Source organism: Sediminihabitans luteus, from assembly GCF_002797595.1.
In the GTDB taxonomy this organism is placed as follows: Bacteria; Actinomycetota; Actinomycetes; order Actinomycetales; family Cellulomonadaceae; genus Paraoerskovia; species Paraoerskovia lutea.
Genome location: NZ_PGFE01000002.1, coordinates 150,959 through 165,487, shown reverse-complemented (window position 1 = coordinate 165,487; position 14,529 = coordinate 150,959). Strand labels below are relative to the sequence as shown.

At 66.1% G+C, this 14,529-nt stretch carries 10 protein-coding genes and 2 pseudogenes; 5 read left to right on the top strand and 7 right to left on the bottom strand.

The window, feature by feature from the left end:
- Positions 1-81: 81 nt before the first annotated feature.
- The 3 genes from CLV28_RS06765 to CLV28_RS15995 all read left to right on the top strand — a co-directional run bounded on the left by CLV28_RS06765 (position 82) and on the right by CLV28_RS15995 (position 2,419).
- A complete protein-coding gene (locus CLV28_RS06765) occupies positions 82-1,380 on the top strand; it encodes a hypothetical protein (protein ID WP_157802549.1) in 1,299 nt (432 codons plus the stop codon).
- A 222-nt stretch (positions 1,381-1,602) separates the two neighbouring features.
- Entirely contained in the window at positions 1,603-1,854 is a 252-nt protein-coding gene (locus tag CLV28_RS15475) for a hypothetical protein (RefSeq protein ID WP_157802548.1), read from the top strand.
- Between the two features lie 19 nt (positions 1,855-1,873).
- Positions 1,874-2,419 (top strand): hypothetical protein, encoded by a 546-nt coding sequence (locus tag CLV28_RS15995; protein ID WP_239073099.1) that lies wholly within the window; start codon positions 1,874-1,876, stop codon positions 2,417-2,419.
- 223 nt (positions 2,420-2,642) lie between these two features.
- Here CLV28_RS15995 and CLV28_RS16310 read toward each other — a convergent pair.
- The 3 genes and pseudogenes from CLV28_RS16310 to CLV28_RS06755 all read right to left on the bottom strand — a co-directional run.
- A pseudogene (locus tag CLV28_RS16310) lies at positions 2,643-2,876 on the bottom strand (tyrosine-type recombinase/integrase); the annotation flags it as partial.
- Positions 2,876-3,748 carry a hypothetical protein gene (locus tag CLV28_RS15810; protein WP_203968085.1) on the bottom strand — a complete coding sequence of 291 codons (873 nt, stop codon included), beginning with the start codon at positions 3,746-3,748 and terminating at the stop codon, positions 2,876-2,878. The gene CLV28_RS15810 and the pseudogene CLV28_RS16310, both read right to left, overlap by 1 nt.
- 462 nt (positions 3,749-4,210) lie before the next feature.
- Complete coding sequence (locus CLV28_RS06755) at positions 4,211-5,647, bottom strand: hypothetical protein (protein WP_157802547.1); 1,437 nt, start codon at positions 5,645-5,647, stop codon at positions 4,211-4,213.
- 241 nt (positions 5,648-5,888) lie between these two features.
- On the opposite strand from CLV28_RS06755, the pseudogene CLV28_RS06750 reads away from it, so the two are divergent.
- Positions 5,889-7,135 (top strand): annotated as a pseudogene (locus tag CLV28_RS06750) (IS256 family transposase).
- 631 nt (positions 7,136-7,766) lie between these two features.
- Here the strand turns inward: CLV28_RS06750 and CLV28_RS06745 are convergent.
- Positions 7,767-9,046, bottom strand: a protein-coding gene (locus CLV28_RS06745; RefSeq protein ID WP_100422566.1) for an IS3 family transposase whose coding sequence is annotated in 2 segments (ribosomal slippage) — positions 7,767-8,743 and positions 8,743-9,046 — 1,281 coding nt in all. Because the reading frame shifts where the segments join, the coding sequence is not laid out codon by codon here.
- Between the two features lie 288 nt (positions 9,047-9,334).
- On the opposite strand from CLV28_RS06745, the gene CLV28_RS06740 reads away from it, so the two are divergent.
- Positions 9,335-9,748, top strand: a complete 414-nt coding sequence (locus tag CLV28_RS06740; protein WP_100422565.1) for a hypothetical protein — start codon at positions 9,335-9,337, stop codon at positions 9,746-9,748.
- On the opposite strand, the gene CLV28_RS06735 is transcribed toward CLV28_RS06740, so the two are convergent.
- Genes CLV28_RS06735 through CLV28_RS06725 form a run of 3 tightly spaced genes read right to left on the bottom strand, consistent with a single transcriptional unit; the run spans position 9,745 to position 14,491 of the window.
- A complete protein-coding gene (locus CLV28_RS06735; protein ID WP_100422564.1) occupies positions 9,745-11,847 on the bottom strand; it encodes a DEAD/DEAH box helicase in 2,103 nt (700 codons plus the stop codon). The two genes, CLV28_RS06740 and CLV28_RS06735, sit on opposite strands and share 4 nt — an antisense overlap.
- A 2-nt stretch (positions 11,848-11,849) precedes the next feature.
- Complete coding sequence (gene brxD, locus CLV28_RS06730; RefSeq protein WP_100422563.1) at positions 11,850-13,184, bottom strand: BREX system ATP-binding protein BrxD; 1,335 nt, start codon at positions 13,182-13,184, stop codon at positions 11,850-11,852.
- Positions 13,181-14,491 carry a hypothetical protein gene (locus CLV28_RS06725; protein ID WP_157802546.1) on the bottom strand — a complete coding sequence of 437 codons (1,311 nt, stop codon included), beginning with the start codon at positions 14,489-14,491 and terminating at the stop codon, positions 13,181-13,183. The genes brxD and CLV28_RS06725 overlap by 4 nt, the downstream gene beginning before the upstream one ends.
- Positions 14,492-14,529: the final 38 nt, after the last annotated feature.

Below are 14,529 nucleotides of genomic sequence, written 5' to 3'. Positions count from 1 at the left end.
GTCCCACCGGACTCGAGCTGCGGGAACCTCCAGAGATGGCTCCAGCCCATCCCGCCGCTTGCGGACCTGACCGGCGAATCGATGACCTGGCTCGACGCGCCGACGTTTCCATCCGAGCAGGCGCTTCTCGACGACTACCTCACCGGCAGTCCCGCTGACCCATCGTCCGCTTCGGCCAGATCGGCAGCACTCCTGGACGTGGCCGGGCTGCGCGGCGCCGTCTACGTGTTGGCGCACGCTGGGCACGGAAACTACCTCGGCCTGCAGAGCACAGTGAGCGAGGACGGGGTGCCGGGACATGACCTCCGTGCGGACCACGAGGCACTCTTCATGCACGTCGCCTCGGCTGGTGTCGTAGCGACGCTCCTGGGTTCCTCCGCGGCGCTGCCGGACATGTGGCCCGCCGACGTCGAGCAAGAACCGTTCATCGACGAGGCTGTCCGCCTCGCCAGCGTCGTCGCCGCTACGGCGCGCCCGATTCACAAACTTTCAACAACAAAGAAGTTCAACGTCCCCGTCAAAGCCGCAGATCCGGAGCCTCCCACCGGCCTCATCGACCCGCGGGTCATTGTTGCCGCCGCGAATTGGTGGCCCGACACTAATTCCATCCAAGAGGTCGCAGAAAGGGCCGAGGCCTACTGGGACCTGGCCCGCAGCTTCCCTGTAGACATGTGGGGCCACGGCAACCCCGCCCTCCACGAAGCCCTCAACTTCGCTGGGGCCCATTCCAACCTGAACGTCGTTCTCTCCACCTACGACCGTCCCGGTTCTGAAGTCATCGCCGTGTTCGCCGCCCGCATGCTCCTCGAGGAGTCCGCCCGCCTCCGCTGGAGATTCGCCAGCGCCGAGGCAGACGTCTTCAAGGCCAGAGCCACTCAGTACTTCGACGAGATGCGCGCCCGCGCAGCCAAGACCATTGACCTTCTCGCCGGCAGCGGGGTACCGCGCACAGACGCCGTGTCAATCCTTGCCTTGCCCCAGAACGGTACCTACATCGCCAACCCCAACCAAACCGTCGCAAAGGGTCGCACACCAATCCCGACCATCACGTCGATGCTCCGCGATTATGGCCGCGGCTTCCCCGAAGAACGCTGGTTTGAGGTCGCATACTCATTCCTGAGCCAGACTGTCCACGCCACCCCCGTCGGCTATCTCCACGGCATCCGCTACACGGACGAGGGCTGGGACGCCTATAGCATTAGCCCAGAGATGCTCGGACTCGCACTCGACGTTGCCTGCTGGGCCAGCGCCCACATGATCGGTCACTCCAGTGTCATCTTCAGCAATATCAGCGCGGAAGCGATCGCGTTCAGGAACGAGCTCACCAAGGCTGCGTACCGCGTCCACGAAGCAGCCCGCCCTGTCCATGGCCTCGACTGATCCGTGCTCACCCGGGCCATCAGGTGGGGGCCATCAGGTGTCGTCGCTACACGCGGGCGGTATGCCACGAGCGACACGTGGCCCTCGGGACTGCTGCGCGAGTAGGTGACAGGTGGGACTGCCCCGCTGCCCGACGACGAAGGCAGGCGGAGTGGACGCCGACCCACCCGGCTGATCGCACCTGCGGGCGCCCTGACTGCCGCGACACGGTAAGTGTTGTGCGTGCCCGCCATGGTGGTCGGTACTGCTCCGATCGATGCGCGCGGACGGCTCGGCGCGAGCTGCCGGCCGCACGCTCCAATCGGTCACGCCCGCTCGCCCGCCAGCGCGTGGCTGCACGTCGTGACCGCGCGCTCGCCTCCAAACTCAACGGGCACGCAGCAGAACGTCACGGTGACCATGGTGCCGCGACTGCTGTACTGGCACGCGCAGATGAGCCAGCTGGCCCTCGTGGCGGAGACGCCCGAGTCGTAGGGTCTGGCATGCTCTGCCCATGCAGCTCGACTTCCCCACCTTCCACCGTCAGGTCACGCAGGAAGAGAACCTGCTGACGATGTACCTGAAGGGGCACCTCTGGGTTGAGCGCTCGATCGACGAGGCTCTGAGACTCCTGTTCCCGAACCCCGACGCCCTGAGCACACGACTGACGTTTGCTCAGAAGGTTAACCTCATCGACGCGTTTGGACTCTTTGCGGGCAAGACCGAGACTGTACTGAATTCAGTTCGCTCCATGAGCAAGCGTCGAAACGAACTTGCACACCGGCTTGAAGTCGTATTAGATGCCGAACTTCTGGAGGAGATTGCCGAGGCTCTACGCGCGAATCTCCCTGGCGCCAGCGAGCCTGATGCGCCCACGTTCGATAACCCTCGAAGTGCAATGTCCATGTGGTTTTTTGTCATGGTCACGATGATTGAGTACGCGGCTGCCGCAAGAGTGTACGCACAGTCGAAATTGATCGATCCCGACCTCCAGCGACCCCTCCCGCTGGAAACATGGGCACAACTGCCCGACGAGATCCTGCAATATTGGAGGAGCTAGCCATGATTTCGCATTGTAGAATACGGACGTCGGCCAACCGAGGCCTGTCAACCACACCGTCCAGACGACGCCCACAACACCCAGGACAGCGATCGAGCGCAAAGTCGGCCGCACCTCGGTGACGATCCGCGCTCATGCGAGCAACGAGGTAGATGACACGAGCCATCGTGGCTTTCTGGTAGCGCAGCACGACCTTGATGTCGGCATGGCCACCACGGCGCATGAGCTCGGCGAGCGTCGCGCCCTCCTGGGCGAAGCGCGTCAGCCCGGTGTGCCGCAGGTCGTGGAACCGGTAGTTCTGCGGCAGCCCGGTCACGGCGACCCGATGTTCGGCCCAGATCGTGTTCCAACGCGAGGCCGCCATGTGCACCGACCCCTTGACCCGCGTCGGGACAACCGGTGACGACGGCGCCGATCCCACGCGCTCATCGATCTGCTCGCGCAGGCGGTCGATCATCAACGGCGGCACCGCCATCGAGCGCACACCCATCTCGGACTTGGGGTTCGGTGAGCGTCCCCGACGAGCCGTTCTTCTGGCGACGCACATGCAACGTCGCCGCGGTGCGGTAGCGATTCCACACGATGTCGCGGCGCTGGAGCCCGAGCACCTCCCCGCGGCGCAGGTGGCACCCACGCGGCGAGGAGCACGGCGATGCTCCACGGCTGCGGGATCGCCGCATGGAGCGCTTCGACCTGAGTCGGCGTGGCGACGTCGTCCTCCGGCGCGTGGTCCTGGTCATGGCGCACGGACTTGCGTTGCGGCGTGGCGACGTCGGGCATCGCGGCGAGCACGCCATCGTGCACCGCGGCACGCAGGATCATCTTGAGCACGTCGATCGCGTCGCCGGCGATGCCGTTGTGGGTCGTGCCGGGTCGCAGCCGTGATGGGATCGCGACGAGTTCCCGCGCCAGGTCCCGGACAACGGCGGTGTCGACCTCACGCACCAGCGTGTCACCGAGCGGCCCGCGCAGGTAGTTGTTCACCCGACCCCGGTACATCATCACCGTGGCGGGCTTGCGCAGCCGGCCGCCCTTGCCGGGCTCGCTCGCGATGCGCTCCAGCCACCGCTCGGCGTAGTCGGCGAAGGTGACGTCGCGTGCGGCGGCCTCGGCCGCCTCGCGCTCGCACCGGGCGACGGCCTCTGCGGGCGGCTCCCACTCCCCGCGGGCGATGGAGTCGTGGACTCGGTTGAGCCAGGCGCGCGCATCGCTCTTCGTCAGGAAGGTCAGCGGGTAGTCGTCCTCGGTCCGCGCCGATAAGTGCGTCCCGTTGGGAACCGGGTACCACGCCCGCCACCGCTTCGAGGAAGCTTGCGCAGCCGGCCCCACACCTCGCGGCGTCCCGCCGTCGTCCGCTGCGCCGTCGTCGCCTCCGTCGTCAGCGCCCTTCCCCGAGCCCTTCGTACGGCCACGGCCGGGATAAGGCGTGGCACGACGATGCGCGCCCTCGCGCCCGCCAGCCCCCCGAAGGAACGAATATTCCTGCCCGCGCTCGGCCCCGAACGTCCACCCAGACCCTGGTACAGCAAGAGGCCTTGACCCGCAGCGACACCGCAGGTCAAGGCCTCCCACCAGGACGGACGAACCGACCGCTCAGTCCCGGCGGTCAGAGGTTGATCGTCTAGTATTGAGGGCCCAGAATCGTTGATATTCCGCGACTCCTCTTCCCGCGGCTGCGAGTCGTGCCCCCTGCGTGCCCCTTTCGAGCAGCGCTCTTCAAGATCACCGCCGCCGCCCTCGTTCTGCTCCATCCCAACGAGGAACCCACCGATCACGCTGGTGAGAACACCCTCAATCCTGTAGCCGTTCCTTGGCGGACTCCACCCGAGCGAACAAATCGATGGAATCCCATGTGGTCGCGAGCAGCGCGTTTTCGCCCTTGTCAACTGCCGCTGGCTCATGAGTAAACCGCATCAGTCGGCCCTCGGCCCCCGACGCCGCTTCAGCAAGTGTGCTTTCCAGTTCTCCTGCCGAGAGCGCGACCAGCGTCTCAAGTTCTCCGACAGACAGAACCGCCACCGGCATGTCGGACATCGGGAGCTGCTCGGCCAAGATCCAGTTCTGAGTGACATAGAACGGCTCCAGCGTGACGACGAGACCAACGCGGGGCTTGCCCGGATCGAGACGTGGCTCCTCGGCGCAGATGCTCTCGAACTCGTCGCTCGAACGGTTGAGCTGGCGGATCGCATGCCCGATGCTGCCCGAGACGGAACTCATCCAGTCGGAGCCCCCGATGCGCAGCGATTCGATGGGCTGGCGCGCCTTGCACTCGACAAGAACGAGCATTCCAGGGAGATCGAGGAACCAGTCGCAGGAGTCCTTGCGCTCACGCTGTGGGCCGTGCTTGAGTTCGCCTACCACCTGAACCTCACCGTGGACGAGCGCGAGCTGCCGGCCCACGTAGTGCTGAAAGACCGCTCCCAAGTCGTCCGCGAAGCCGCCGCCTAATTTCCTCAGACCGAGATGGTAGATCGCAGGTGGGCTTGCCTTCCGGATGATCGCCTGTCCCCAAGGCGCAATCGGAATCGGCGCCACTCCCTCGATGAATGGTGTGGCGGCCAGCGGATTGAATGCGAACTTCTTCTGCGCGGGCGGCAGGTGCTCCTGGAAAGTCCTGTTGACGGCCTTGAAATCCGTAACGTTCGTCACGAGATGTTCGGTGAAAACCCGACGCAGGACGTCGAAGGAGATGACGTCCTTCAGCCCTTCGAAGGCCGACCCTTCAAGCCAACTCAGGGAGAATCTCCCACCGTTCGACTGAGTCATCACAGTGATGAGAAACACTGCCTCGACGTAGTCGTCGAGCGTCAACCCACCCGTGATGGCCTCGAACCAACCCGGAGTCATGGCCTTGGGACTGAAGTCCTGAGGGTGCTCTGCGGCGGACCCGAAGAGCAGGAGTGCGCGGGCGACTGATGCCATGACAGACGTCTGGCTGGGGAACTGCTCGAAGTACAGCCGCGAGAGAACCTGCCCGAGACCCTCCGTCGACTCTGGATTCCCGAGGAGACCCTCGTCGACGATGTGGATGTTCTGGTTGCACAACTGCATGAGCGTTCCGGCGTCCGCTTCTGGACGATTGAACCGCGCCCAGGCCAGTGCGGTACGAGCGACGTCGCCGATGGTCCACGGCGTCAGTCCGCTTTTGGCATGATTCTCGTCAAACTCCCCCCGAGCGATGGCCGCAGTTGCGCCCGCGGCCTCGATCAACAGGGTGTCCCGATCCACCTTCCGAATGGCACGCCTGAACCCGTCCCATGTCTGTGGCGCTGACTGATTTCTACGTGGATGGAATCTGTAGGTCACCTAGAGATTGTCCCTGCAGCCGGGCTGGCCACGAGTTGAGTCCCTGATAGTGGTGTAGCGCGGTCGCCGGGATCGTCGTCGACTTCTTCGTCGAGACGTGGAGCGGCCACCGCGTGATCCTTCGAGAACAACCCTTCACAGTCCTCTCGAACGGAGCATCACGATGACCGCACCACACATTGTCGACCCTGCCGGCCTGCTTGGCGAGGCCCTGACCGAGGCGTCCCCGGATCTGATGCGCCACCTGCTGCAGACCGTGATCAACGCCCTGTTGTCCGCGGACGCCGATGCGGTCGTGGGCGCGGAGTGGGGCCAACGCTCGCCGGGCAGGACTGCGCAGCGCAACGGCTACCGGCATCGCGACCTGGACACCCGGGCCGGCACGATCGACGTCGCGGTGCCGAAGTTGCGCTCGGGGACCTACTTCCCGGGTTGGCTGCTCGAGCGCAGGAAGCGGGCCGAGGCCGCCCTGATCACCGTCGTGGCGGACTGCTACCTCGCGGGTGTGTCCACCCGGCGGATGGACAAGCTGGTCAAGGCCCTCGGCATCCATTCGTTGAGCACGTCGCAGGTCTCGCGGATGGCCGCGGACCTGGACGAGAAGGTCGAGGCATTCCGGCACCGACCCCTCGGGGATGCAGGCCCGTTCACGTTCGTCGCCGCGGACGCCCTGACGATGAAGGTCCGCGAGGCCGGCCGGGTCATCAACGCGGTCGTCCTCGTCGCCACCGGGGTCAACGGTGACGGGCACCGCGAGGTCCTGGGCATGCGGGTGGCCACCGCCGAGACCAAGACGGCATGGAACGAGTTCTTCGCCGACCTCGTCGCCCGCGGCCTGGCCGGAGTCCGGCTCGTCACCTCCGATGCGCACGCCGGCCTCGTGGAGGCGATCGCGGCCAACCTGCCGGGAACGGCCTGGCAGCGCTGCCGGACGCACTACGCCGCGAACCTGATGGCCATCACGCCCAAGAGCCTGTGGCCCGCGGTCAAGGCGATGCTGCACTCGGTCTACGACCAGCCCGACGCCACCGCGGTGCACGCGCAGTTCGACCGCCTGCTCGACTACGTCGCCGGCAAGCTCCCCGCCGTTGGCGAGCACCTCGATGCCGCCCGCGCGGATATCCTGGCGTTCACCGGCTTCCCGAAGGACGTCTGGACGCAAGTCTGGTCGAACAACCCCGCCGAACGGTTGAACAAGGAGATCCGTCGCCGCACCGACGCGGTGGGCATCTTCCCCAACCGGGACGCGATCGCGCGTCTCGTGGGAGCCGTCCTGGCCGAGCAGCCGACGAATGGGCCGAAGGACGCCGCTACCTCGGCCTCGACCTCCTGAACCGCTGCCGCCTCACCCCGGTCACCGATCCCGGAACGGAGGTCGGCACCGACACCCTCCTCGAACTCTCCGCCTGACCCCACCAGGATCACCGGGCGCTACACCACTTCCAGGGGCTTGACCGAGCAAACCTTCACAGCCGCTCGAACGACACGCGAACTCCTCTTTAGAGTCGATGCCGTCGACGGAGACCGCCGACACCAAAGTTCGTGACGCGCCTCTTGCACCCGTGTAGATCGGCGGCGTCGCGTGACGTGACTCGTTGACCGGTATCGGTCCCGACGCTCGGCCCCCGACTGCGATGTCCCAGACGTGAACACCTCGACGCCGGAGACGGTCCGGCACTGCGCCAACGTCACCTGCAGGGCACCGACACCTGCGGCCCGACGGTCGACCGCAAGGTACTGCTCGCCAAGGTGCGTGAGCGTCGCATCCTTGCGTGACTACATCGCCCGTCGCAAGGGGCTGGCGTCATGGAAGCCTCCAGCCCCTCGGCCTTGCGCGCGCGACGGCTGCGATCGCGTCGTCGATGTCGAACGTCTGCGCCGTCGAGCGAAGTACTGCTCGCCGGGGTGCACGCGCCAAGCCCACACCGCACCAAACCGAGCGCGTCGATGCGCGCGCTCCGAGTGTGCGCAAGCCGTCCCCGTCGAGCGCGTCCGTCACGGGGGCCGATATGAACCGCCCTGGGTCTGATGGAGGCTCTGGTCATTTGATTCCGACCAGGGCTTCGTGGCCCCGCTGAGTCGCGTAGAACCTCCCTTCGAATTCGACGGGCGGCAGGTCGCCGAGGTAGCCGTGCAGCCGTTGGTGGTTGTGCCAGTGGACCCACCCGAGCGTCGCGAGTTCGACGTCCTCCACGGTCCGCCAGGGCCCGGACCGGGCGGGTCCGCGGATCAGCTCGGCCTTGTAGTAGCCGTTCACTGTCTCGGCGAGCGCGTTATCGTACGAGTCGCCGACGGTCCCGATCGAAGGCGTTGCGCCGATCTCCGCGAGCCGCTCTCCGTAGCGCAGGCTCGTGAACTGAGCTCCGGCGTCCGAGTGACACCGCAGCCCGGTCAGGCGGGTGCCACGAGACCAGCGGGCCATCTCGATCGCATCGAGCACCATCTCGGTGCGCATGTGCGCCGCGACCCGCCACCCCACGATCGTCCGCGAGAACGCGTCGATGATGAAGCACACGTACGCCATGCCGGCGAACGTCGGGACGTAGGTCAGATCGGTGACCCACAGCTGGTTCGGCCCGGTCACGGTGAAGTCCCGCTTGACGAGGTCCGGGTGCCGCGCCGAGGTGGGGTCCGGGCGGGTGGTCCGTACCCGCTTCGTCCTGACCGCGCCCTGGATCCCGAGCCCGCGCATGAGGCGGGCGACCTGGTCACGGCCCACGTCGTGCTCCGCCCTGCGTGCCGCCTTCCACAGCTTCCGCGCCCCGTAGACGCGGTAGTTGTCGTCCCACAGGGTGCGCAGCATCGGGCCCACCTCGGCGTCGCGGACCGCACGCGCCGAGGGCGGGCGCGCCTTGGCGGCGTAGTACGTGCTCACAGCCACCTGCACCCCTGCCGCACGCAGCACGGTGCAGATGGACTCGACTGTGAGACGCACGCCGTCGATGACGTCGCCGCGGTTGTCGTCGATGAACGCGACTACTTCCGGTGCTGGCGGTCGAGCTCCGCCCCGAAGAAACTCGCGGCCCGCTTCAGTATTTCGTTCGCCCGCCGCAACTCCCGGTTCTCCTGCTCGAGCTCCCGGATCCGCCGTGCTTCCGCAGTCGTGACCCCGGGGGCGTGCCCGGCATCGATCTCGGCCTGCTTGACCCACTGACGCACCGACTCGACCCCGTAGCCCAGCTGGGTCGCGACCCGCTGCACCGTGCCGTGCTCGGTCCCCAGCTCGGCTCGCAGGGTCCGCACCATCCGCACCGCGGCGGCCTTCTCCTCATCCGAGTACCGCCGCGTCTGCGGCTTGCCCGGCGCCTGCTCCTTCGGCATGGCTCCATCCTCGTTTCCAAGGTCAGGAACCTCCAACAAGCCCAGGGCGGTTCATTGTCCCTCGTTCGTAGGCGCGTGCCCAGGGTCTGTCGTCCATACGGGGTGACCGGTGCCGGTCCGGCCCACCTCGGTGCCTCCATCCAGTTTCACCCTCCCCAAAGTCCGGAATCGCCCGTATCGTCGCGTCCACGACATCTCTTATGAGTTCTTTGACATGGATTGGATAGTTCTATGGGATTTTCCTTCAGTTCGACTAGACGGAAGCGTGTCAACCGGGAGACTCCTGAGGTGAAGCAGATGCTTGCCGGGGCCGGGCGGTACGGGTACAACCGTGGCTCCGGCGCGGAAGCAGAGATCGCCGCGGGACTGATCGACCGCTTCGCTTCCGCGGCCGGCACGTTCATCCCAGGGGCGGAGATGCTTGCCCAGCGACTGGCATTGGAGACGGTCGGAAGCCGCTACCCCCTCGCAGTCGATGCGGCCTGGGCCGTCGCCCTTCACCTTCCTGACCACCAGGCGAACATGTTCGTGCGCGCAATGGGAGCGCAGAAACTGGTCGCCCTTGCTACGTACTTCACTGACGAGTTTCCGGGCAGGGCTCAAGAATCCTTGCTCGGGAAGCGCACCAGACTGTGGAGGGGTCCCGCAGCCATCGCTGCGGTCTTGCTGATGACCGACGCGCAGCAGCCAGGTTTCCGCTAGGTCGATTCGACGCCGTCAAGTCTCAATGACGGCACCTGTCTCGCGTCGACGGCAACAAGGTCGGCACCCTCACGATCCGCGAAGCGCTCCGAAAGTGTCCGTACCGCGGTCCGCTCCGGGAGCGCTGCGGAGAACTTGAGGGTGTCGACCATGTCTGGCGGTACATGTGGGAGGACGTTTTCGAACTCGACGTCGGAGAGTCGGCCGAGGTCGCCCACGCCTCGAAGCACCATGACGTCGTTGTACGACTCCCCTCCTGGACCGTCGAGTCCTGCACGGATGGTCTGGTTGGCTTTGAGGCCCGCCCACGTCCAGAAGTGCAGATCGTGCCCTGACCGGGTGACAACCAGCCTGTCAGGGGCAACCTGATCCGCGCGCACCTCGCGCACGAGGTCCAGGCGCTCGACTGCGCGGCGAGACATCGGGACGTCGGGCGTCTCCCCCAGGAGCACATCCCGCTGGGCACGCATGAGTTCGAAGGACATGGCGATGGCGCCGCTGTGCCATCGGACGTCACCCTTGTGGGGGACGGGGCTGACGACGACCTCGAACCGTTCCCAGTTCACGTTCTCGATGCGCCAGGCCCGCCCGTTCATGAGGATCGGCTTGTTCTCGCCGCTACCCTGCCGTGGTAGAGCAAGAGGCGAGATGAACCCGATCTCCTTGTTGCCAGCGACGACGCGCAATTCTTTCTCTGCGTCGAACGAGCTGAGAAGGTCCATGAAGTGGCGGCGTCCGAACGTCTTCTCGGCCGCGGGCCCGATCATCAGGAGCCCGCCATCATCGACGAGGAACTCCTTATGACGCAGGTAGTCGAGCACCTCCTCGGCGTCGTCCATGAGGGCGAGGTCTCCCCACCACTCGCGCCAGGCGGACGCCCCGTAGGCGCCCTCCTGGAGTGCCAACGCGAGAAGCTGCTGTGCTGTCAGGTGCAGGGGGTGCGGCGGCGGCGTGATGGGCTCGACGAAGCCGCGCTTCCAGAGGAGCAGCAAGCCGGCTGCTTCAAGGAAGGCATCGGAGTTGGTGGCGAGGAACAGCGTGTTGCGGGTCGTACCTGGTCGTCGCCCGGTCCGCCCGAGCCGCTGGAGGAAGGAAGCGACGGTCCGGGGTGCGTCGATCTGGATGACGCGGTCGAGATCGCCGATGTCGATGCCCAACTCGAGGGTGGATGTCGCGACGATGACGGTGTTCTGCGCTTCCGCGAAGGCCTGCTCGGAACGCCGCCGCTCCTCGGCGGACAACGACGAGTGGGAGACGAAGGTCTCGACGCCGAGCTCTCGGAGCTCGAAGGCGATCTGTTCGCTGACTCGTCGCGATTCGCAGAAGACGAGACGCTTCTCTCCGCGATGAAGCTTCGCAATCACTCTCGCTGCGTTGGCCACTGACCCGACGAAGTCCAGCATCACCTCGGGCTCCGGAGCAGAGGCCGCGACCGGTTCGCTGACGACGCGCAGTTCTCGCGCGCTGGTGGCTTCGAACTCGCCCTCTTGAAGCCAGCGGCCGATCTCCTGCGGGTTGCCGACAGTGGCCGAGAGCCCGACCCGCTGAATCGACCGACCGGCGATGCGCTCCAACCGTGCGAGGACCCCCAGCAGGTGCCAGCCACGGTCAGATCCGGCGAAGGAATGCAGTTCGTCGATGACGATCGCCCGGACGTTGGAGAAGAACCTGTCGTGGTCGACGCGCCGGGAGACCAGCATCGCCTCGAGCGACTCTGGTGTCGTCAGCAGGATGTCCGGGGGCTCGGCGAGCAGTCGCTTGCGCTCCGTGTCGCCGACATCGCCGTGCCAGAGCCCGACCGTGCGCCCGAGCCATTCACCGTATGCGGTGATTCGTGGGTAGAGATTGTTGAGCAGCGCTCGCAGGGGCGTGACGTACAGGATCGTGAGCCCCCGCCACTCTCCCTGCACCATCGAGGAGAGCAGGGGAAAGACCGCCGCCTCAGTCTTGCCGCCTGCCGTAGGTGCGATGAGGATGCAGTCGTCGCCCGATCGAACAGCGGGGACGGCAGCGGCTTGGAGCGGCCGCAGCGATCCCCAGCCCAGCGAGTTGACGATGTGGTAGTCGATCGCACCGTCGAGTCCCGCACCCTCGCCCATCGTCAGAATTCCAAATCGATGTCGTCGACCGATGCGACCGGGCGTCGATCGCCCAGCGAGCGGGCCTCACGCTCAACGTCCGTCATCTCGTGGGCTGCGACCGTGAGGCTGTAGTTCACGCGCGGGTCGAAGTCCGGGAACTGGTCCACGCGGTCGAGGACGTCGGCCACCAGCTTCTTGAGGAAGAGTCGGGGAGCGACGCCCGTCTTTCCGCCCAGCTCACCGCCGATGGCGGTTGCGAGGTCAGCGACGTATGCGTCGTCGACGACCGAGTGGATGCGGTCCACGTTGTCGGTTCCCGCGGCGTAGATGTCGCGCACTCGTGAACCAAGTTCGACGAGCGAGTCAGGCGTGAAGCCGTGCAGTCGGATCTGCGTAGCACGAGGGTTGTCGAACCGCGCGTCGGTGCTGAAATCGGTCTGGAGTCGCTGGGCGAGCGGCGCAAGTCGCTGCACACCCTGCTGGCCGTCGTAGAAGGCGGGGGTACCGGTCATCACGAGGTAGAGACCTGGGAACCGCCCAGCGTCAATTTCGTCCATGAGCTGTCGCAGGGCGTTCAGCGACTTCTCCCGCACGTCCGCGCGCATGCGCTGGAGTGTCTCTACCTCGTCCAGCACGATGACGAGGCCTGCATAGTCGGCGTCACGCAACACGGTGAGAAGACCCTGCAGGAATCCGAGCGCACCGAAGTGGTCGAGCTCGCCCCGAACACCAGCAGCGCGACGGGCCGATGCCGCGACGTTCGGCTGGCCGCCAAGCCACGCGAGCAACGCGTCGGCTTCGGGGTGCATTCCGCGAGCAGACATCTGCCGGTAGGCGCGCAGCGCCATCGCGAATGACGGCGCTTCCTTCGAGACGGCGGCGAGCCGCTTCTCGAGCAGTTCATCGGTGCGTTGGTCAGCTTCTCCCGCGCTACTTGCAGCGAGCGCTTCCTGGCCGAGCACGTAGAACCACTCGTTGACCACGTCGCCGAAAGCTGCCGACGTCGTCGTGCGCGTCGAGAGGCTCTCGACGATGCGTCGATAGACCTTCTCGAGCTTGTAGAGCGGCGTCTCCGTCTCGGAGATCTGGACCTCAGCCGTGGCGAAGTTCAGACTTTTGGCACGCTCGGTGAGCCAGCGCGAGAAGAAGGTCTTACCGGATCCGTACTCGCCTCGGATGGCCTTGAACTGGGCGCCGCCCTGCCGGACGGACTCCAGTTCTTCATCGATCGCTACCTCGAACCGTCCGAGCCCTACCGCCATGACGTCAAGACCTTGCTGGGGTACCGTCCCTCGCCTCAGCGCGCCGACGATTTCCTTGCGGCGCCTCGGACTGATGGAACGTGCGGCACTCATCGAGCAACTCCTTCATGACTGATGGCTCGCGAGAGCCCAAACTGCTGTCGCAACAACTCATCGTCAAGTTCGAGGATGCCGTCAGCAAACTCAAGTGTGTCGTAGCCGTCCAGGTTGAGCAGCCGACGCATGAGGGGGATCTGACGGCGGAGATCCCCCGGAGCAAGGCCTGCATCTGCTTCGACAGCCTCGATCGGACCACTCATCCCCCGATGAACGAGCACGGTCAGGACGTCGCGCACGACCTTGTCTGGCGCGGCCGCCCGACCAGCGATCGCCTTCTGCTCCGCGTAGAGCGCCGTCTCGAAGAGTTGCTCGATCCACGGGATCGGCGCTCCAAGCCGAGGTGACAGCACGTGTGCCTCGACGGAGGGCGCCTCCACCGGTCGGACAGGTGCAGAAACGAAGTCGACCAGCGCAGGAACAGTCGCCGGAATGGCCCGGGGCATTCGTGACCGATCCAGCATCAGGCGCAGGTACTGACCCTGCGTGCCCCGGACCATGCCGTGACCGGCGCGAGCCCAGAGCGCGACCTGCTGGGAAGAGGCTCGCACATCGATGTTGCTCGGGTTCAGATAGGCGGTGCCGCCGCCGCGGAGGTAGACGGCCTTGCCGTGACCCGGCCAGCCCTGGTCAGGCTCCGCCAGCACCACCCCGAGCCTCGCACACATGTACTGCAGGTCCACCAGCGACTTCTGAGGCGCACCAACCACAGGTTCACCGTCACGAGCACCAGGCAACGGAGCATGACCTGGCGGTGAGGGAGGAGGGTGCTTCACCTGCGGCACCGGCGGAAGGGCCGGTGCCTGCGGCAGCGCCGGCGGCGCAACGGGCCTCGCGCTGGCCGCCATGCCCGGCGCGGCGGCGGTAGCGGAAGGCAGGTCGAGATCCGCGCGGCGCACGACGGTGACTCCGCGGCTACGGAGGTGGTCTTCGAGGTCCTCGGAGAGGTCCGAGACGAACGCCGCCACCCGCTGGTACCCATCAGGTGCCGATCGCAGAGCTCGTTCGACCTCGCGGTAGGTGAGCCTGTCGAGATGCGTGAAGTCGACGAGGTACCAGGTGCCCCCGACGAGCGGCCTGTCGTCGTGTGCGATCACCCGACGACGGGCCGACGTTCCGTCGACGCCGATCTCCTCCGTACGAGTGAGGCCCGCGCGAGCGATGAAACGCTCGATAGCCGCCTCCGGCTCGCTCCCCTTGTGGCTCGAATTGGCGTCCGGCGACGACGACGACGCAAGCTGCTGCCCCCCCGATCCCGGCAAAGGTCTGCTCCAGGATGCTGCGCAGCTCGGCGGCACCTTCACGGCCGATTTGGAACGTCTGGCTGACCTTTGGCTGGCTC